Annotated in this window: 16 protein-coding genes and 2 pseudogenes; 8 read left to right on the top strand and 10 right to left on the bottom strand. The window is 67.7% G+C overall.

Annotated features, from left to right (window positions below; genetic code table 11):
* Positions 1 to 612 precede the first annotated feature (612 nt).
* Entirely contained in the window at positions 613 to 1,512 is a 900-nt protein-coding gene (locus tag ACH34W_RS30195) for a helix-turn-helix domain-containing protein (RefSeq protein ID WP_395964509.1), read from the bottom strand.
* Between the two features lie 358 nt (positions 1,513 to 1,870).
* Here ACH34W_RS30195 and ACH34W_RS30190 point away from each other — a divergent pair, with 358 nt between their 5' ends.
* The 3 genes from ACH34W_RS30190 to ACH34W_RS30180 are packed head-to-tail and all read left to right on the top strand — an operon-like array spanning position 1,871 to position 5,684.
* A complete protein-coding gene (locus ACH34W_RS30190) occupies positions 1,871 to 2,521 on the top strand; it encodes a (2Fe-2S)-binding protein (RefSeq protein ID WP_395964508.1) in 651 nt (216 codons plus the stop codon).
* Positions 2,521 to 3,501, top strand: coding sequence for an FAD binding domain-containing protein (locus tag ACH34W_RS30185; protein ID WP_395964507.1), 981 nt, complete (start codon positions 2,521 to 2,523; stop codon positions 3,499 to 3,501). The genes ACH34W_RS30190 and ACH34W_RS30185 overlap by 1 nt, the downstream gene beginning before the upstream one ends.
* Complete coding sequence (locus ACH34W_RS30180; RefSeq protein WP_395964506.1) at positions 3,498 to 5,684, top strand: xanthine dehydrogenase family protein molybdopterin-binding subunit; 2,187 nt, start codon at positions 3,498 to 3,500, stop codon at positions 5,682 to 5,684. The genes ACH34W_RS30185 and ACH34W_RS30180 overlap by 4 nt, the downstream gene beginning before the upstream one ends.
* A gap of 418 nt (positions 5,685 to 6,102) precedes the next feature.
* Here ACH34W_RS30180 and ACH34W_RS30175 read toward each other — a convergent pair whose 3' ends face one another.
* The 3 genes and pseudogenes from ACH34W_RS30175 to ACH34W_RS30165 all read right to left on the bottom strand — a co-directional run.
* Positions 6,103 to 6,432: a flavin monoamine oxidase family protein gene (locus ACH34W_RS30175; RefSeq protein ID WP_395964598.1), complete on the bottom strand. Its 330-nt coding sequence runs from the start codon at positions 6,430 to 6,432 to the stop codon at positions 6,103 to 6,105.
* A gap of 73 nt (positions 6,433 to 6,505) precedes the next feature.
* Positions 6,506 to 7,363, bottom strand: a pseudogene (locus ACH34W_RS30170) (FAD-dependent oxidoreductase); the annotation flags it as partial.
* Between the two features lie 5 nt (positions 7,364 to 7,368).
* A pseudogene (locus ACH34W_RS30165) lies at positions 7,369 to 7,467 on the bottom strand (IS5/IS1182 family transposase); the annotation flags it as partial.
* A gap of 183 nt (positions 7,468 to 7,650) precedes the next feature.
* On the opposite strand from ACH34W_RS30165, the gene ACH34W_RS30160 reads away from it, so the two are divergent.
* Together ACH34W_RS30160 and ACH34W_RS30155 are read left to right on the top strand one after the other, a co-directional pair.
* Complete coding sequence (locus tag ACH34W_RS30160; protein WP_395964505.1) at positions 7,651 to 8,562, top strand: alpha/beta hydrolase; 912 nt, start codon at positions 7,651 to 7,653, stop codon at positions 8,560 to 8,562.
* A 552-nt stretch (positions 8,563 to 9,114) separates the two neighbouring features.
* Positions 9,115 to 9,966 (top strand): helix-turn-helix domain-containing protein, encoded by an 852-nt coding sequence (locus ACH34W_RS30155; protein ID WP_395964504.1) that lies wholly within the window; start codon positions 9,115 to 9,117, stop codon positions 9,964 to 9,966.
* On the opposite strand, the gene ACH34W_RS30150 is transcribed toward ACH34W_RS30155, so the two are convergent.
* Genes ACH34W_RS30150 through ACH34W_RS30140 form a run of 3 tightly spaced genes read right to left on the bottom strand, consistent with a single transcriptional unit; the run spans position 9,959 to position 11,642 of the window.
* Positions 9,959 to 10,102: a hypothetical protein gene (locus ACH34W_RS30150; RefSeq protein WP_395964503.1), complete on the bottom strand. Its 144-nt coding sequence runs from the start codon at positions 10,100 to 10,102 to the stop codon at positions 9,959 to 9,961. The genes ACH34W_RS30155 and ACH34W_RS30150 overlap by 8 nt on opposite strands.
* A 39-nt stretch (positions 10,103 to 10,141) precedes the next feature.
* Positions 10,142 to 11,260, bottom strand: coding sequence for a low temperature requirement protein A (locus tag ACH34W_RS30145; protein WP_395964502.1), 1,119 nt, complete (start codon positions 11,258 to 11,260; stop codon positions 10,142 to 10,144).
* Positions 11,253 to 11,642, bottom strand: a complete 390-nt coding sequence (locus tag ACH34W_RS30140) for a nuclear transport factor 2 family protein (RefSeq protein ID WP_395964501.1) — start codon at positions 11,640 to 11,642, stop codon at positions 11,253 to 11,255. The genes ACH34W_RS30145 and ACH34W_RS30140 overlap by 8 nt, the downstream gene beginning before the upstream one ends.
* A gap of 346 nt (positions 11,643 to 11,988) precedes the next feature.
* On the opposite strand from ACH34W_RS30140, the gene ACH34W_RS30135 reads away from it, so the two are divergent.
* Positions 11,989 to 12,684, top strand: coding sequence for a type 1 glutamine amidotransferase domain-containing protein (locus tag ACH34W_RS30135; protein ID WP_395964597.1), 696 nt, complete (start codon positions 11,989 to 11,991; stop codon positions 12,682 to 12,684).
* Between the two features lie 419 nt (positions 12,685 to 13,103).
* Here ACH34W_RS30135 and ACH34W_RS30130 read toward each other — a convergent pair whose 3' ends face one another.
* Entirely contained in the window at positions 13,104 to 13,877 is a 774-nt protein-coding gene (locus ACH34W_RS30130) for a TetR/AcrR family transcriptional regulator (RefSeq protein ID WP_395964500.1), read from the bottom strand.
* Between the two features lie 193 nt (positions 13,878 to 14,070).
* Between ACH34W_RS30130 and ACH34W_RS30125 the strand changes: the two genes are divergently transcribed.
* The gene (locus ACH34W_RS30125) at positions 14,071 to 15,654 is read left to right on the top strand and encodes a carboxylesterase/lipase family protein (RefSeq protein WP_395964499.1); all 1,584 of its coding nucleotides are present in this window, start codon (positions 14,071 to 14,073) and stop codon (positions 15,652 to 15,654) included.
* Positions 15,655 to 16,008: 354 nt separating this feature from the next.
* Here ACH34W_RS30125 and ACH34W_RS30120 read toward each other — a convergent pair whose 3' ends face one another.
* Complete coding sequence (locus ACH34W_RS30120) at positions 16,009 to 17,439, bottom strand: MFS transporter (RefSeq protein ID WP_395964498.1); 1,431 nt, start codon at positions 17,437 to 17,439, stop codon at positions 16,009 to 16,011.
* A gap of 2 nt (positions 17,440 to 17,441) precedes the next feature.
* Entirely contained in the window at positions 17,442 to 17,828 is a 387-nt protein-coding gene (locus ACH34W_RS30115) for an ester cyclase (RefSeq protein WP_395964497.1), read from the bottom strand.
* 71 nt (positions 17,829 to 17,899) lie between these two features.
* On the opposite strand from ACH34W_RS30115, the gene ACH34W_RS30110 reads away from it, so the two are divergent.
* Complete coding sequence (locus ACH34W_RS30110; RefSeq protein ID WP_395964496.1) at positions 17,900 to 18,523, top strand: TetR/AcrR family transcriptional regulator; 624 nt, start codon at positions 17,900 to 17,902, stop codon at positions 18,521 to 18,523.
* Positions 18,524 to 18,603 lie beyond the last annotated feature (80 nt).

The raw sequence follows: 18,603 nt of genomic DNA, 5'->3' as shown, positions 1-18,603 counted from the left end.
TACCGAGCACGCGGAGCACTCGGGCTCAGGTGGCGGCGTTTGATGGCGCTCGCAACCTGGGCCAACAACTGATTCAGGGAATGCCAGTCTGATTGGCATCCGGTGCACCCGACCTCAGAATCCAGTGTTGGGCAAGCGCGTGTACGCCTCCCCGCCTGCCGACGGCCAGCCGGCGCTGTTTGTGCGGCTCATGGATTGCAACCTGACCTGCGGCCGGGTGACGGCTAATGCAGCTCTTGGACGAGCCGGCGAGGGCGGGAAAGCTGGCCGCGCGCCTGGATCGACTCTTCGATCTTCATTGCGCACGAGGGCAAACCGACAAAGACCGCCCCCTGGACCGCCCCAAGCGCCTTCACCTTCGCCGTCCCGCAAGTCACCACGGCGGACACATCTTCAACGTCGACACTCTGTGAAGTTGCGCCGAACGGCGTGTGCCCTTCTACGGCCGCGCCGTCCGCCGTGCCGCGGTCGGGTAGTCGCGCAGTTCGATGCCGTTGGCCGCTTCCCGGATCGGCCTCGTCGTGGCCTCCATCGTCCGCGCCTGCCCGGCATGTGCGGCGCCATCCGCAGCATGAGGCCTTGGAGGAAGCCACGCCCCTGCCCAGGTCCGGTTCAGCCGACCGGTGTCGTCGCGTCTGTTCCCCAGCTGGCAAGCAGGCGCAGGGCCGCGGCGGACTCTGAGCCCGGTTCCGCGTGGTAAGTGACCAACGTCTGCTCGGGGTTGTCGGCTAGGCGGAACGTCTCGTACGCCAGGGTGAGTTCACCCACCAGCGGATGGTTCAGTCGCAGCACGGCATAGCGCTTGCGACGTACCTCATGGGCGGCCCACAACCGGCGGAACTCCTCGCTCCGCATCGACAGTTCGCCCACCAGCGAGGCGAGCCCTGGATCTTCGGGATGGCTACTGGCGTGCATACGCAGGACCCCGACGATACTGCCCGCCTTGGTCTCCCAGTCGATGAACAGATCACGCATGGTGGGCGAGAGGAAGATCAGCCGTCCCCAGTTGCGCTCCTCGGGCGGCAGCTCTGCCCAGTTGCCGAACAGCGCGGCGGCCATCGCGTTCCAGCCCAGGATGTCCATGCGGAAGCCGTTCACGCACGCGGGCACGTCCGTCATCGTGTCGATAAGCTGCTGAATGGCGGGGCGCAACCGCTGGGGCCGCAGTGACGGCCTGCTCTCCCGCTGCCGTGTGGGCTTTGCCAGGTGCGTCAGGTAGGCATGCTCGGTGTCGGTCAGCCGCAGGGCACGGGCGATGGAGTCCAGCACCTCCACCGACACGTTCGCGCTGTTGCCCTGCTCGAGCTGGGTGTAATACGAGACCGACACGTCGGCTATCTGTGCCAGCTCCTCCCGGCGCAGCCCGGGCACCCGCCGTCGCCGTCCGTAGTCAGCCAAGCCGACGTCGGCGGGCTTGAGCCGGGCCCGGCGGCTGCGCAGGAATTCGCTGAGCTCGGCACGCCGATCGAGGCCGGCCACCGACCGATCGTCGGAGGCACTGAAGCTGGCCATGCCGTTCAGTGTGCCCTACCCGCAACCGCCGTGCCTACCACTGTCAGCAGTAGGAAAACGGGAGGTACCCAAAGCAGCGGATGGCTGATCCCGGGCACGAACGGCAGGCTTGGCGATGTCCCAGCCGGAACGGGAACCGGCGCCGATCAGCGCTGTGCCCGGGTGACCCCAGTCGCGGCCGCATCAGGTCGCCGTCCGCTTGCTTCCGATCAGTGCATCGGGCAGAGCCGCTGTCATGGCCTGTCCGGCCACGCGCCCTTCAGGAGCCTTTCTCGCCGAGCCGGCCCAACGGGCCTCCGTAGAACGGAACAGGCCCTGACACCTGCCCGTGACGTACACCGATCTGAGAGAGCGAATCATGGAAGAACACATACCGGCTGAACTTCCGGACGCGGCCCCCGTACCCACCGCACTACCGCCCGGGCCGACTCGGCGCACGGTCATCGCCGCCATGACCACCGTCGGCGGCGCCGTGGCGGCGGGCGGCTCCGCTGTCGTGACGCCCCTGCTCGGAGCCGAGGAAGCGGTCGCCGCCTCGGCACCGTCGAATGGTCACCTCTCACTGACGGTCAACGGCAAGCGGCACACCGTCATGGTAGACAACCGCACCTCGTTGCTGGACCTGCTGCGTGAACGTCTGGGCCTGACCGGCTCCAAGAAGGGCTGTAACGCCGGTGCCTGCGGGGCGTGCACGGTCCTCGTCGACGGCCGCCGGGTCAACTCCTGCCTGACGCTGGCGGTGCGGCTGGAGGGCGCCGAAGTCACCACCATCGAGGGTCTGGCCGACGGCGACGAACTGCACCCGCTGCAGGAGGCGTTCATCGAGCAGGATGCCTTCCAGTGCGGCTTCTGCACCCCCGGGCAGATCATGTCCGGCGTCGGCTGCATCCAGGAGGGCCACACCGGCTCCAAGGCGGAGATCCAGGAGTGGATGAGCGGCAACCTCTGCCGCTGCGGCTGCTATGTGAAGATCGTGCGCGCGGTCGAGCAGAGCGCGGGGAGGGGCTGATGTATCCCTTCTCCTTCACCAAGGCCACCAGCACCCGTGAGGCGCTCGACGCCGGACTGCGCGGCGGGCGTTACATCGCCGGCGGCACGACGCTCGTCGACCTGATGCGCGAGACCGTCGAACGCCCCGAAACGCTGGTCGACATCAGCGCCCTGCCCCTGCGCCAGGTCTCCGCCACCAAGAGCGGGGGCCTGCGCATCGGCGCCCTGGTGCGAATGGCCGAGGCCGCCGCACACCGCGCGGTCCGTACCGCCTACCCGGTCATCTCGCAGGCGCTGGAGCTGAGCGCGTCGGCCCAGCTGCGGAACATGGCCACCATCGGCGGCAACATCATGCAGCGCACCCGCTGCACATATTTCCGTGACGTGACCGCCGCCTGCAACAAGCGCGAGCCCGGCTCGGGCTGCGCCGCCCTGCACGGCTACAACCGCGGCCACGCGATCCTCGGGACCTCCGACCAGTGCGTGGCCACGCATCCCTCCGATCTCGCGGTCGCCCTCGCCGCCTTGGAGGCCACCGTCCACCTGCTGGGCCCGGACGGCGAACGCACCGTGCCCTTCGCCGGCTTCCTGCTCCAGCCGGGCAGCACCCCCAACCGCGAACAGGCCATCCGCCCGGGCGAATTGATCACTGCCGTGGAGATCCCGGCCCACCCGCGTCCGCTGCGATCCGGCTACCTGAAGGTACGCGACCGGCAGTCCTACGAGTTCGCCCTCACCTCGGCCGCAGTTGCGCTGCACATCCGTGGCGGCGTGATCCGCGGGGCGAAGGTCGCCGCCGGTGGTGTGGGCACCGTGCCGTGGAAGCTGCCCGCCGTCGAGCGCCACCTCATCGGCGAGCGCCCCTCGGACCGTCTGTGGGCCGAGGCTGCCGAGCACGCGGCGGACGGCGCCCGCCCCCTCAGGCACAACGGCTTCAAGGTCGAGCTGCTCAAACGCACCGTCGAACGCCAGCTGAGCACCGTAGGAGGCACCAAATGAGCCGGACACAGGCAGCAGTCGGTGCGGCGGTGCCCCGGGTCGACGCACGGCTGAGGGTGACCGGGAGAGCGAAGTACGCCGCCGACAACAGCCCCGACGGGGTCGTGCACGCGGTCATCGTCGACAGCAGCGTCGGCCGCGGCCGTATCACCGGCATCGACGCCCGCGCCGCCGAAGCCCAGACCGGCGTCCTGAAGGTGATCAGCCACCTCAACGCGCCCAAGCTGCCGCCCATCGGTGGGGGATTCCCGCCGGGTCAACGGCTGCGCCCCTTCCAGGACGACCGGATCCGGTTCTTCGGACAGCCCGTCGCGGTCGTGGTGGCGACCACACTGGAGATCGCACAGCACGCCACGAGCCTGGTGGAGGTCTCCTACGACACCGAGCCCGTCTCGACCGACCTGAGCGTCGCCGACCCCGCCGGCGAACCCGAGACCTATGCGCGCGGCGACGCCGACAGGGTCCTGGACTCCGCCCCTGTCCGGCTGGACTTGACGTTCCGGACGGCCCGCAACCACCACAACCCGATAGAACCGGCTGGCATCGTCGCCCGCTGGGACGGTGACCAGCTGACCGTCTGGGAGAAGACCCAGTTCGTGCGAGGCGCCGTGTTCACCCTGTCCGGCGAGTTCGGCATCCCGCCGAACCGTGTCCGCGTCATCTCGCCATTTGTCGGCGGCGCCTTCGGCAGCGCCGCCCGCACCTGGGTGCACTCCGTCATCGCGGCCCTGGCCGCCCGCGAAGTGAAACGCCCAGTGAAACTCGTTCTCACCCGCAGGCAGTTGTACTTCGGCGTGGGATACCGGCCCGCATACGAGTACGTACTGCGGCTGGGCAGCGACCGGCAGGGCCGTCTGACCGCGTCGGCGCACGACGCCCGCACCGAGGCCTCCCGCTACGAAACGCACCACGAAGAGGTTCTCGATCCCGGCCGGATGCTCTACAGCACGCCCAACGTCCGCCAGGCGTATCGTCACGTCCGGCTGGACGTGAGCACGCCGTGGTTCATGCGCGGCCCCGGTTACTCCAACGGAACCTACTGCGTCGAGTCGGCAATGGACGAACTCGCCCACGAACTGGGCCTGGACCCGATCGAGCTGCGGCTGCGCAACGAACCGGCCGGCGACGAGTCCACCGGGCTGCCGTTCTCCACCCGCCGCCTGCGCGACTGCTATCGTGCGGGCGCCCGCGAGTTCGGCTGGCACCGGCGCAACCCCAAGCCTCGCTCGATGCGTGACGGCGACTGGCTCATCGGTATGGGAATGGCCGCCGGTGTGTACGACACCCAGCGCAGCGAGGCCCAGGCCTCGGTCAGGCTCGATGCCGGCGGCACCGCCGTGGTGCAGTCCTCGACCAGCGACATGGGTCCCGGCACGGCCACGTCCATGACCCAGGTCGCCGCCGACGCTCTCGGCCTGACCATGCGCCAGGTGACCTTCCGGCTCGGCGACTCCCTCATGCCCCCAGCCCCCGTCCACGCCGGCTCGCAGACCATGGCCAGTGTCGGATCCGCCGTCCAGGACGGCTGCGACAAGCTGCGCAAGCAGACGATCACGCTCGCGGTCAACGACGAGGGATCACCGCTGTACGGCGCCGACGCCGCCGACATCCTCGTACGAGGCGGTCGGCTGTATGTGAAGGACGACCCCACACGCGGGGAGACGTACCAGCGGCTCCTGGCCCGCAACGACCGGACCCATGTTGAAGCGCTCGGCTCGTACGCCGGGGCGTCGGAAACGGAGAAGTTCTCTTTCTACGCCTACGCCGCGACGTTCGCCGAGGTGGCCGTCGACGCCCGCCTCGGCCTGGTACGGGTCCGGCGTATGGTCGGCGTGTACGATGCCGCCCGGATCATCAACCCGAGACTCGCCGACAGCCAGGCCATCGGGGCCATGACCGGCGGTATCGGTCAGGCCCTCCTCGAGCACACGGTCACCGACCACCGCGACGGCAGGATCGTCAACGCCAACCTCGCCGACTACCTCGTGCCGACCCACGCCGACATGCCGGAGATGAAGGCGATCTTCATTGACGGGGAGGACTTCGAGGCCGACCCGATCGGGGTCAAGGGACTGGGTGAGATCGTCATCGTCGGCGTGGCGCCCGCCATCGCCAACGCGGTCTTCAACGCCACCGGCCGCCGCGTCCGCGAGTTGCCGATCAAACCCGAAGCCCTGCTCTGAGCTTCCCGGTGATCGGTACGCGGGCCGATCGCCGGGCGCTCCCCAAACGTCCCGGGCTGGGCAGGCCCCTTATCCAGCCCTTTGCGCCCGGCCCTTACCCCGACGCCATGAGACGCGCCGGGCACCGCTCCGCCGACGACCTCTTCACCGCCATCCTGGACAACCGCTCCGGCGTCACCTTCACCCTCGGCCTCGACCTGCCCACCCAACCAGCCACAACACGACCCGATCGCGAACCGCTCAACCGAACAGGCGTGGCGCTCAACGAACTCACCGACTCCCAACGACGCGACCCCTTCTCCGCCACTCCCTGGCACAAACACCTGCCAACGCGCATCGAACGGCTCGACCAGCCCCCACCGCCGCCCAAACACCCACCTAGGACGGGCAGCGGGTGCCGCGCTGATCGTTGGGACGGTCAGGGTGCGACGACCGCGGCTGCGGCTGCTTCGCCTGATCTGATGGCGCCTTCGATATAGCCGTACCAGGCGGTGGCGGTCTCGGCTCCGGCCCAGTGGATGCGGCCGACCGGGGGACGGAGCGCCTGGCCGTACTGGGTCCATGCGCCGGGTGGGAAGACGGCGGAGTAGGCGCCGCGGCTGAAGGGTTCGGCGCCCCAGTCCTGCTCGATGTAGGCGGCCGGGCAGGCGGCCTTCGGGCCGAACAGGCGGTTCAGCTGGGCGATGACCCTCGTCCGGCGGTCCTGGGACGGCAGGGCGGCCATGGTCCGGCAGGCGGCGCCCTCGATGAAGCCGAGCAGGATGCCCCGCTCGTCCGAGCGCGGGCTGGCTGTCGAAAACCGCGCTGATCGGGCCGGCCAGGCTGGTGGCCTGGCCGCTGAGCCCGTCCGGGCGCCAGAACGGCCCCGGATACACGGCCATGCACTTGATCACACTGCCCATCGGCAGCCGCTGCGTCAGGCCGTCGCGGGTCACCGGCAGCGGCGGGTCATACTCGATACGCCCCGCCAGGGTGGGCGGGATCGCCACGACACCGTGTGCCGCCCGCCAGGTACGTTCGCCTTCGGCGGTGACCCGCACGTCGCGGTGGTCGTGGATGATGCGGTGGACCGGCGTGTTGAGGTGCACACCGTCGCCGAGCCGGTGCGCGAGGCGGACGGCCAGCTCGTGGGCTCCGCCGTCAAGGCGGTCCTGCTGCGCGCCGCCGTCGACGGCGATCACGGCCTGCAGGCTCCCTGCGGCGCGGGCGTAGAACAGCGCGTGCAGCAGCGACAGCTCGCTCGGCTGGCAGGACCAGATCGCTTCGCACGCCATGGTGAACAGCCGCCGCCCGGCCCGGGTCCGCGTGGTGCGGCGGTAGTCGCGGGCCAGGCGGCGGTGCAGCATCAGCCAGCCGAAGGTGCGCTCCACCACCCAACGTTGCGGTAGCGGGACGAACCCCTTGGTGGCCGGGTCGCGGCGGATGGTCTCCAGGTCGATGTCCAAGGTGGCTGCATGGTCGACGGCCTTGGTGCGGTAGGCGGTGTCGCCCCAGGCCTTGGTGATGGTCGGGTGCCTGGCGGCTACGTCGGTGAGCAGCTGGCGGCCGACGGCGCCGTCGGACACGCTCGCCGCAGTGACCAGGACGGCCAGCAGCAGCCCGAGCGAGTCAGTGACGATGTTGCGCTTGCGGCCCACGATCTTCTTGCCGACATCGGTGCCCTGGCTGGCCAGCGGCACATCGACCGAGGTCTTGACGCTCTGGGAGTCGATGATGCAGGCGGCACCACCCGCTGAAACAACTCCCACAACTCATCCGGCACCAAACGTTCAACCATCTCCACGACCAGCAGGCTACCGCCGCCCCGCCAAATGAGATGGCGTCTAAAAGCGACCAGACCAGCCTTAAGCAAGATTCAGGCTAGAAAGGGGGGAGAGTTTCCTCCCTGGATAGGTTTCATCCGGCATGAAACCCTTACCTTTATGTGCCCCAGCGGACCGAGGGCCCAGAAAAAGGGAAAGAAGCCATGCTCAGGACCGTTTCATTCAAGAACAGAGAAGTGCAGATTGCGGCACACCTGCACCTGCCGGACAATTTCACAGAAGACAAACAGTACCCGGCTCTCGTTGGCGTTCACCCGGCTGGAGGAGTAAAGGAACAGACCATCGGCCTCTACGCCGAGAGGCTCGCTGCGCATGGATTCGTCACCGTGGTCTATGACTCCTCCTACCAAGGAGAAAGCGGCGGCGAACCTCGGCTCCTGGAAGACCCGCCGACCAGAGTGGAAGACGCCCGCTGCGCGGTGGACTTTCTTACCACTCTTCCGTTCGTCGCCCCCGAGCGCATGGGAGTCTTCGGGATCTGCGCCGGGGGCGGCTACGCCATCAGCGTGGCGCAGACCGAGCATCGCTTCAAGGCGGTGGCCACCGTCAGCGCAGCCCCGATGGGCGAGAGCTCCAGGGCCTTCCTGGGGCATGAAGTCCCGGTGGCCGAGCACATCGCAACGCTGGACATGGTTGCCAAGCAGCGCACGGCGGAAGCATGCGGAGGAGAGCGTCTCTACGCCCCATTTGTCCCGGAAAAATTCGAAGACATCGACGAGAACACACCGGACCTCCTGCGCGAAGGATACGACTACTACAGGACCCCCCGAGGCGGGCATCCCAATTCGAAGGGCCGCTTCCTGCTGACCGGCCTGGACAGAATGCTCGCCTTCTCGGCGTTCGACCGAATTCCAGAGTTCCTGACCCAGCCGATGCTCCTCATTGCCGGGAGCAAGGCGGACACCAAGTTGTGGAGCGACCGAGCCTACGAGTTGTCCAACGCACCGAAAAAGTTGTTCGTCGTTGACGGTGCGACTCATATCGCAATGTACGATGTGCCTGAGTACGTAGATCAAGCGATCGCACAGATGGTGAAGTTCTTCGCCGTCCTTTAGCGGCTCTTCGAACCTGCACCATCGCGCGAACCCGGAAAGGGAAGAACTCCATCCTGGGAAGGACTTATCCGGGGATAAATTCCTCCCCCTCGCGAACACTGAGCCTTCATCCCTTGTTCTGATAACGGGCGCTTCCTCCGGCCTCGGCGCCACGTACGCCCGTCTCCTCGCAGGCAACTCGGACTTTGTCCTGGTAACCCGCCGCGCAGACCGGTTGCAGAACCCGGCCGACGAACTCCCAATAGGAGGTGCCGCCATGGAGGCCCTTCCCGCCGACCTCGCCAGGGCATTGCCACGACGACGGCACGATCGTCGCCGTCGCCTAGCTGCTCGCTCTCTGATCGGCGCTTGCAGCCGCCTCAACGCCGTGACTTCCTCCGCGTCCCTACCGTGGTCCGCCGGCGGCTGGTCAGCCGCCATCACGGCGGGGATCGACCTCAGCTGCTTCGCCCCGGCTGTCTGGGACCTGCGGGGATTAGACTGGGAGGTATCTCTCCCCCTGACGGCGCCGAAATTCATTGCGAGGCTGGGGATATGACCGGAAATCCAAGAATGAACGAACTGGGGGAGTTTCTCAAGGCCCGCCGCGCAGACCTGACCCCTGCGGCAGTGGGTCTGCCGGACCTCGGCCGGCAGCGGCGGGTCCCGGGCCTGCGGCGGGAGGAGGTCGCCCAGCTGGTCGCGATCAGCACCGACTACTACGTGCGGCTGGAGCAAGGCCGCATGCAGGCTTCGGCCGCGGTCCTGGACGAGATCGCCCGGGTGCTCCGCCTGGACGATGATCAGCGCGCCTATCTGTTCGTACTCGCGGGGAAGGAGAGCCCGACGCCCCGCAAGCCGCCTCGGCAGAAGGTGCAGCCGCAGCTGCAGCGGCTGCTGGACGAGCTCGCCACAGCCCCGGCCTTCGTCATCGGACGCCGCACCGACATCCTGGCCTGGAACGCTATGGGCGCCGCCCTGATCACTGATTTTGGCCGTATTCCTGAAAAGGAGCGGATGTTCATCCGGCTGCTGTTCACCGACCCGGCGATGCGTACCCTGTACGCCGACTGGGAAGGGGTCACCCGCGCAGCCCTCGCGCAGCTGCGCATGGAGAGCTCACGCTATCCCGACGACGCGCGGCTGGCGGCGCTCGTCGGCGAGTTGTCGGTGACCGACGCCCAGTTCCGGCAGTGGTGGGCGGCTCACGACGTCGCCACCCGGGGAACAGGCGTCAAGAAGCTCCACCACCCCGTCGTCGGCGATCTCACCCTCGACTGGTCCGCCTTCGCCTGCCCCACCGATCCCGACCAGCAGATCATCATCTGGACCGCCCCGGCGGGCAGCCCCACCCACGACGGCCTGCGGCTGCTGTCGTCCTGGGCCGCAGACGCCCACCACCAGGCGCCCAACAGCGTCACCTGACCGGCGCAACCCCCGCGTACGCGACGCGGACGAGGACCTCGTTGGCCGCCAGCGCCTCAGTCGTGAGCGGCTTCTGCTCGACCGGTTCGAGGACTTCCAGCCCGCCGAACCGTGTCTGGACGATCTTCGTGCTCAATGGGTATGCCTTCCCTGTTCGGTAGAGCTGCGGGGGCCTTTACTGCGCTGTTCGGACCGGTTGCACGACCCGGGCCTCCCACACGTTGAGAGCGACCAGCACGGCGGCGAGCGTCGCCATCGCGGCGAGGGCAGGCGCTAGGCCGGCCAGCGGCAGCAGTGCCAGGCACAGGACGGCGGCGCTCAGCCGGGAAGTGGCGATGGTGCGGAACATCCGCCACCTGGTGTAGCCGAACGTGGCCAGGTAGAGCGCGGCACCGCCGAACAGGAGGGCCGCGACGTCGGTGTGCAGGTGCGCGAGCGGGTGCAGGATCACCTCGCCGGTGGCGGCCGCGATCGCGATGATGCTGCCGATGAACGCGAGATGCCCGTACGGGAGGACCGGCCGGATCACTTCGATGGCGACCTCGGCGGTGCGCACCGCATGCCGGATGGCGTCGGCGGCGAACACGAAGTACACCCACCAGAGCGCGCAGACCAGTGCGAAGGCCATGGCGACCACGGCGAGCCGGGCCGGGGTCGCTGGTTGACCGCCGGCCACCACGCCTATCTCTGCGACGGACTCGCCGAGCGCGATGATGAGGAACAGCCCGAACCGCTCGGGCAGGTGTGACGGCTCGTAGGCGATGCGGGCCATACGCCGACGCGCCAGGAACGGGACGAACAGGTCCACACCGGCTGCGAGTGCCCACAGCGCGACCCGTGCTGTGCCATGCGTCAGGCCGCCGAGCGCGAGAAGCGGACCGCTGACGAAGGCGGCCGTGGAGAAGGGGTTGAACCCGATGCCGCGGTAGCTGCGCCACATCAGCGCGTACAGCACCAGGCGTGCGGCCCAGTAGCTGGCCCCGAACAACAGGCCGAGTGAGCCGTACGCGTCAGGCAGGGCCATGGCCATGAACAGGCCGCACAACCCGACGGTGAACACGCCCAAACGGGTGCGGGTCTGGTCGACGTCGTGCAGGTTGGCGTGCATCGTCATGCCCACCCACGCCCAGTAGATCGGAATGAACACCACCAGCGCCTGCGCGGCACCCGACCAGGAGTGGTCGGCGTGCAAGAGGCCGGTCACCTGCGTGACCGCGACGACGAACACCAGGTCGAAGAACAGTTCGACCCAGGAGACGCGTTTCTCCTGTCCGGGCATCGGGTTGTCAACCATTGAGCGCGCGGTCGACGACAAGGCTGTCGGCGGCCTGTTGCATCCGGGCGAGCTTTCCCTCACGGACGGTCCAGAGATGGATGAACCGCACCTGAACGTTCTTGCCCGTTTTGGTCGATCCCTGGTAGTCCCCGAGGGCGATGACATGGTCGCCGTCGGCGTAGAACTCCTCGGCCACCGGGTAGAAGGTATCGAACCGCCCGAAGAGCGGCCCGAAGAAGTCATTCACGACGCTGTCGAAGCCGTGGTACACGCCGCCATTCGGAAAGCCAGGAGTGATGTCCCAGACAATATCCGGGGCCATGATCTCCTGGCTGACAGCCGGGTCGCCCTTGGAGTCGTACAAGCGGCGGACGACCGCGACACTCGGTGAGTCGGACATCTCATGCTCCTTGACACATTGCGTTGACGTCCCAGCAGCATGGCACCCGAAATCGGTGTTGTGAGGAGGAGAGTTTCCTCCCAGGATGGATCGCTCCCATTTACCGGTTCACTCGGAACACGGAAGGTCGAACGATGCGACTGTTCACGCTCTTGGCTGGGGAGTTCCTTCCCAGGAGAAAACTGTCCCCTTTTAACCTCACGGTCGGCCTGGCAGCGTGGAAAGCGCCGACAACGTCGGTACATCAATGAATCCGGCAGCTCGGTCGATGAGCATCTCCGCATCAAATGATATTCAACAGGTGCGAGGGCTGGCCGGAGAATGCACACCCACCAAAGGAAAAGCGATGCCGAATATTCTGTTCGTGATCACCGCTGCCGACCATTGGACCCTGACCGACGGCACCAAACATCCGGCCGGCTTCTGGGCCGAGGAGGCGATCGGCCCGTATGAGGTGTTCAAGGCGGCCGGCTACGAGATCGCAGCGGCGACCCCGGGCGGCGTGCCGCCCACGCCCGACGCGTTGAGCCTCACCCCCGACTTCAACGGCGGCCACGAAGGCGCGGAGCGGATGAAGACCGCACTGCGCGAGGCCACCGAACTGGCGAACCCGATGCGCATCGAACAGGCTGAACTCGACGACTACGACGCCGTCTTCTACCCGGGCGGCTGGGGGCCCATGGAGGACCTGCCCGACAATGCCGAGTCCGGAAAGCTGCTCACCGAACGGCTCGCCTCCGGCAAGCTGTTGGCCCTGGTCTGCCACGGACCCGCGGCTCTCCTGGCAACAGTCGACGCCGACGGCAGGTCCCCTTTCGCCGGCTACCGCCTGACCGGTCTCTCCAACGCTGAGGAGATCCAGAACGGCCTCGCCGACCGGGCGAAGTGGCTGCTCCAGGACCGGCTGGTCGAACTGGGCGTGGACTACCGTGAGGGCGAGCCGTACCAGCCGCACGTCGAGATCGACCGCACCCTGTTCACCGGCCAGAACCCTGCCTCTGCCGTTCCCCTGGCCCAGGAAATCGTCAAAGCCCTGAGCTGAGACACAGGGACATTGACGCCTCGGCGGCCGTGGGCATATGCCCCCGCGCCGCCGAGCCACTCTCAAGGGCGCGAGAACGTAGTGTGCGGGGCGGCGCAATGCGCCGTTCAACGCGGGCGCACGCCCGACCCTGAGCGCGGCCACCGACCCGCCGGCCAGTACTACGGCCCGGACCGGATGGGAGGGTACCGAGGACACCCGCAGGTCGTCACGTCCAGCCCTGAGTTTTGCGACGTGACAGTCCAGCAACGACTGTGGGCAGTCTCCGAGAACCTCACCCGGCGTGTGGTGCCTAGACCCGGCCGCGGTCTTAGCGCGGAATTGCTGGTGGGTGTTGGGAGGACTAGAGGATCGCCGCCGGTTCACATCCGAAGATCGACTCACCCTCACCGGCGTGGGGGGAAGGGCACCGGCGCTGCTTATACGACGTCAGGTTTGGATGTGGCGGTGTGGTGGTGTTCGTTCTCCGACAGGAGGCCCTCGATGCCATCCAGGATCCGGGTTAGGCCGAAAGTCACATCAGTGTCTTCGATATCGTCTGAATAATCATTGCCCACCATCAAGGCCGCCACAATGGGATATCCGTGCTCGTGCAGCAATGGCAGCAGGAAATCCTGCACAGCGGTCGATTTAACGGAGCCTGCGCTGCTCTGCCTGAGGTCGCGGCGCATGCCGGCGATCCGGCGCGCATACACATCGAGCAGCAACGCGCACTGAATTGCCTCCTTGGGGCTGAGCCCGGCGCCGGTAAAGGATTCCAGAATGACCTCGGTCCAGCGCAGCAGGTTCGGCGTCATCGGCGCACCCCGGACGGGAAGGTCCACCAGCCAGGGATGGACATCGCACCGGTCGATCATCGCCTGGGTCCAGGTTGTCGCTGCGGTTCGCCAGCGGTCGGCGCCGGACACCAGATCCGGTGCGGGACCCCACCCGGTCTCGGCGACCAGCACCAGCAACTCATCCCTGGATCTGACATATCGGTAGATCGCGTTGGCCGTGAGGCCGAGTTTCCTGGCGAGCTTCGGCATCGACAAGGCCGCGAAGCCATCCGCGTCGGCTAGGTCGATAGCCGCCTCGACGACCTGCTCGACGCTTTGAGATGGCGTCCGCCCGAGCTTGCTGGTCTTGGTGGGCAGGCCCCAGGCAAGGGCCAACCCCGGTGGCAGCTCCTGCGGATCAACGCCAGTCGACATCAGTGGATCTTCCTCACACGTCTCGCCGAACGCTTGACTTTGTGCGTCCCTTACACTTTTATTCGTGTGTACCTTACACAAAGAGGATCGGGGATGTGAACACTTGAGACAGCTCGTGCAGGACCCAACATTAGGGCGCGACCGGTCACGGCCCACCATGCCAGGTCACCTGCGGACACTACTCGCCGCAGCGGTGCTCTTCGGCGCCTCGGCATGCGCCGGCGCGGCCGGTGCCGCGTCGGCGAACCATGCCGAGACGAGCCACGATTACTCCACGGTGATTTCAACTGAAGCCGGCGCCGTACGCGGCACGCTCGCCGCGAGCACGCGGCTGTTCCAGGGAGTCCCGTACGCGGCCCCGCCGACCGGGCCGCTGCGCTGGGCATCCCCCCGGCGTACCGCATCATGGTCGGGAATCAGGGACGCGACCAAGCCCGGCAACCGGTGCGCGCAGGCGGAGGGGTTGATCGACAAGGCCAGCAATACTGAGGACTGCCTCTACCTCAACGTCACAACGCCCCGCCACAGCAGCGCTCGCAAACTACCGGTGATGGTGTGGATCCACGGTAACGGCTTCATCAACGGCGCCGGCAGCCTCTATGACGCACAGCGCCTGGCGAGCACGGGCAACGTGATCGTGGTGACACCCAATTACCGTCTGGGCATCTTCGGGTTCCTTGCACATCCCGCCCTCGATCACGGTGCGGCCCGGCATCGTTCGGGCAACTTCGGGCTCGAGGACCAGCAGGCTGCGCTGCGATGGGTCCAGCGTAACGCCTCGGCATTCGGTGGTGATCGGGCAAACGTCACCATATTCGGCGAGTCAGCCGGAGGTACAAGTGCCTGCTCCCATCTGGCGGCCCCCGGCTCGGCAGGGCTCTTCCATAAGGCGATCCTGCAGAGCGCGGAATGCACCGGGAGGAAATGGTCACCGGGTCCGCCGACGTGGTTCCCGCTACCGCGCACGGAGCGTGAACAGCACGGACTTGACGTCGCCTCCAAACTCGGCTGTTCCAATGTCCGTACAGCCGCAGCCTGCCTGCGCGCCAAACCAGTGGAGGAACTCGCCAAGTGGTCCGACGTCGGCCTCGGATCCGGGCCTACAACGGGTGGCGGCGTGCTTCCCCTCAGCCCGCAAAAGGCATTCGCCACAGGCCGTTTCAATCGCGTGCCGATCATCCAAGGAACCACGCGCGATGAACATCGCCTCTTCACCGCCGCCATCGAGGTCGCGACCGGCAAACAGACGACCGATGCCGGCTACCAGGATGAAATGCACACGCTCTTTGGGCCGACCGACGCCGCGCAGATCCTGGCTCGATACCCCAGCGATCATTTTCACTCCGCTGGTGAGGCGTTGTCCACCGTCGTGACGGACTGGGCATGGGCCTGCCCCGTTCTTGATCGAGACCGCGCACTGTCCGCGCGGGTGCCCGTCTACGCTTATGAATTCAGCGATGAGAACGCCCCATGGTTCACCACCCTGCCGAAGCCGAATTTTCCCACCGGCGCATTTCACGGTGGCGAACTGCAGTACCTCTTCGACGACGAACAGCTTCCCGGCCCGGCAACAACAGCGCAACTCCGGCTCGCCAATCAGATGATGCGTTACTGGACCCAATTTGCACATACGAGCAACCCGAATGGTCACAATTTGCCGAAATGGTCGCCATTCAAAGCGGGCGAGCACGTTCAATCGCTGGCGCCGAACGCAATCGGGTCAGCAGATCTCGCCCAGGAACACCGGTGCACATTCTGGGCGTCAATCGGTAACTGATCGCGTGATGCGACCCGCGCACGCCGCAACCGCGACCCGCGCACCGGAAAGTACCGGCCCTTCACGCCCAGCGGCGTGCGGCGGGCGCGCTCCAGGCGGGACAAGATCCGACGCGATCCGGAGCTGAACCCCCAGTGGCACTCTCCCCGGCGCGCCGAGCACTAACCGCGCCCAGCCCATCGCGGGCCGACACAACGCAGCGGCACCTGGCTGGTGCAGTTGAGGCGACACCGACGCCGACCTCACCACCACCCCGGGCCCCGCAACCGAGGGGGCGACCACCGCCGAGCTTGACCTCGAAGCCGCTTTTGAAGCAGGTAGTCGCGGGTTCCTCGCGGGCCGACCGGAAGCGGGCTAGGGCTGTGGCCTGCCCGGACCGGTGATGACGAAGACCGCGAGGGCGGCCAGGCACAGGAACCCGGCCGCCCCCAGGCCGGCCACGTTGAAGCCATGGACGGTGGCCTCGGCGGGCAGGTGATGGTGCCGGGCAGCGGCCGTCGCGGCGATCGTGCTGAGCAGCGCGGTGCCCAGGGAGGCGCCGACCTGCTGCGAGGTCATGACCATGGCTCCGGCTACGGAGCTGTCGGCGCCCGCGCCGAGGGTGGCGGTGCTGTTGGCGGTGACCAGCACCCACCCCGTACCGAGCCCCACCAGCAGGAATACCGGCAGGACGTGCAGCCAGTAGTCGCTGTCGACCCGCAGGAGACCGAGCAGGGCGAGCCCGGCCGCGATCGTCAGGAGCCCGGGGCTCAGCAGCGACCGGACCGGGGCGCGGGCCAGCAGCGGGCTGACCGCTCGCACGCCGACCATGAGGCCGGCGGTGAGGGGAAGGAAGCCCAGGCCCGTCTGGATCGGTGTGTAGCCGAGCACGTTCTGCATGTAGAACGTGAGGAAGAACAGCGCGGCGAACATGCCCGTCGCCAGGCTGAGAACCGCCAGGTACGAGCCGCCGCGGCGGCGGTCCAGGACGACCCGCAGCGGCAGCAGAGGGTTCTTGGCGCGGGTCTGGACCCAGACGAACGCGGCCAGTGCCACCAGTCCGGCGATCAGCGGGCCGAACGTGATCGGCGCGTCCCACCCGTCGGGTTCGGAGCGGGCGAACCCGAAGACCAAGGCCATCAGTCCGGCGGTGGCGAGGACGGCCCCGGTGATGTCGATGCGGACGCCGGCGGTGCGGGGCGCGGGGCGTACGGCGTAGAGCACCCCGGCCGCGGCCAGGGCCGCGACGGGCAGGTTCACGTACATGGACCAGCGCCAGTCGAGGTAGTCGGTGAGCACCCCGCCCAGCAGCACGCCCAGACCGGAGGAACTGCCCATGACGGTGCCGTAGACGCCGAACGCCTTGCCGCGCTCGGCGGGCGAGGGGAAGGCGGCGGCGAGGGTCGCCAGCACGGCCGGGGTGAGCAGCGCGCCGCACACGCCCTGCAGGGCACGGCCGGTGAGCAGCATCGCTGGGCCGGTGGCGGCGCCGCCGAGCGCCGAGGCGGCGGCGAACCCGATCAGCCCGGCGAGCAGGACGCGCCTGCGGCCGATCAGGTCCGACAGCCGCCCGCCGAGCAGCAGCAGGCCGCCGTAGCACAGGGCGAAGAGCGTGATCACCCACTGGCGGTCCGGGTCGGACAGCTGGAGGGAGCGCTGCACGGAGGGCAGCGCGATGTTCATGATCGTCAAGTCGATGCCGACCATGAGCTGGGCGGTGGCGACCGTGGCCAGCGCCCACCAGCGCCGGGGGTCGGGTGGGGCGGCACTGGCGGAGGGGCGCGTGGGGCCGGTTGCGGTGGTCACGGCTAGAACATCCCGTTCTGGTTCTCGGCGGTCTCCGGGATCGGCTGCATGACGTCCCAGTGCTCGACGAGCTTGCTGTGCTCGTCGAGCCGGAAGATGTCGACGATCGCCGTGCCGAGCTGTCCGGGCACGCGTACGCCGTGCACGTGCGCGATGACGAAGTCGCCGTCGGCGAAGAGCTTCTTGACCTCGGCGCGCAGTGCGGGGAAATCCGTCCGCAACTGGCCGAGGAAGGCTTCGAGGCCCTCGATCCCGTCCGCGATGCGGGGGTTGTGTTGGACGTACCGGTCGCCGATGAGCTTGGCGGCGGCGGCGAAGTCCTTCTGGTTCAGGCCTGCCTCGTAGAAGTCCAGGACGGTCCGCTTGTTGCTCTCCAGCCTCGAATCCATGAGATCTCCCTAAGTGAACAGCTGTAGGGCTACGACTGTAGGGCAACGTTTGTTGTCCTACAATACGGATCATGGATTCGACTTCCTCGCCCTCGCCGACGCGGGACCGCAACCCGCGCGGCAAGGGCGAACGGCTTCGCCGCGACATCATCGACGCCACTGTGCGGATGCTGGACGAGCTGAGGGACGATGAGGCGCTGTCCCTGCGCGCCGTCGCGCGCGAGGTCGGCATAGCAGCGACCTCGGTCTACATCCACTTCGCCGACCGGGACGCCCTGGTCTTCGCCGCCCTGGAGCAGTGCACCCGCGACCTCGTACGGGACCTGGACCGGGCCGAGTCGGCCGAGGGCGACCCGGTGGCCCGGCTACGCGCGCGCCTGCTGTTCCTCGGCGCATGGGTCCGCGACCACCCGGGCCTGTACAAGGTGCTGCACGAAAGCACCCTGAACCAGCGGACGCATCTGGCGTTCAAAGAGGGACTGGCGGCGGGCACCACCGCCGCCGTACAGCGGTGCATGGACGCCGGCCTCGCGCCCGCCGATGATGCCGCCACGGTCGCGCTCGACCTGCGTGCGGCCGTGCACGGAGCCGTGTCCATCCGGGTGAACGAACCGGGCCTGGCGCTACCGCCACTGGACGATCAGATCGACCGGTTTCTCGTCAAGCTCGTCGGCGTGCACCTCACCAACAAGTAGAGACACAGCCCCCGGAGCGCGGTAACGATCATGATCGTCCGGCCGGACCGGGATGGCTGCACCGACGGAAGCCGCGCCGC

Origin of the sequence: Actinomadura sp. 6N118 (genome assembly GCF_044326415.1) — a bacterium.
Lineage (GTDB): Bacteria > Actinomycetota > Actinomycetes > Streptosporangiales > Streptosporangiaceae > Spirillospora.
Note: the sequence above shows the minus strand (reverse complement) of the source record. Positions and strands in the feature narration are given on the sequence as shown.

Excerpts from the sequence above, each read along its gene's own strand:
- ACH34W_RS30195 (WP_395964509.1), bottom strand. The coding sequence starts at position 1,512 with ATGGCCAGCTTCAGTGCCTCCGACGATCGGTCGGTGGCCGGCCTCGAT.
- ACH34W_RS30190 (WP_395964508.1), top strand. The coding sequence starts at position 1,871 with ATGGAAGAACACATACCGGCTGAACTTCCGGACGCGGCCCCCGTACCC.
- ACH34W_RS30185 (WP_395964507.1), top strand. The coding sequence starts at position 2,521 with ATGTATCCCTTCTCCTTCACCAAGGCCACCAGCACCCGTGAGGCGCTC.
- ACH34W_RS30180 (WP_395964506.1), top strand. The coding sequence starts at position 3,498 with ATGAGCCGGACACAGGCAGCAGTCGGTGCGGCGGTGCCCCGGGTCGAC.
- ACH34W_RS30160 (WP_395964505.1), top strand. The coding sequence starts at position 7,651 with ATGCTCAGGACCGTTTCATTCAAGAACAGAGAAGTGCAGATTGCGGCA.
- ACH34W_RS30155 (WP_395964504.1), top strand. The coding sequence starts at position 9,115 with ATGAACGAACTGGGGGAGTTTCTCAAGGCCCGCCGCGCAGACCTGACC.
- ACH34W_RS30145 (WP_395964502.1), bottom strand. The coding sequence starts at position 11,260 with ATGGTTGACAACCCGATGCCCGGACAGGAGAAACGCGTCTCCTGGGTC.
- ACH34W_RS30140 (WP_395964501.1), bottom strand. The coding sequence starts at position 11,642 with ATGTCCGACTCACCGAGTGTCGCGGTCGTCCGCCGCTTGTACGACTCC.
- ACH34W_RS30135 (WP_395964597.1), top strand. The coding sequence starts at position 11,989 with ATGCCGAATATTCTGTTCGTGATCACCGCTGCCGACCATTGGACCCTG.
- ACH34W_RS30130 (WP_395964500.1), bottom strand. The coding sequence starts at position 13,877 with ATGTCGACTGGCGTTGATCCGCAGGAGCTGCCACCGGGGTTGGCCCTT.
- ACH34W_RS30115 (WP_395964497.1), bottom strand. The coding sequence starts at position 17,828 with ATGGATTCGAGGCTGGAGAGCAACAAGCGGACCGTCCTGGACTTCTAC.
- ACH34W_RS30110 (WP_395964496.1), top strand. The coding sequence starts at position 17,900 with ATGGATTCGACTTCCTCGCCCTCGCCGACGCGGGACCGCAACCCGCGC.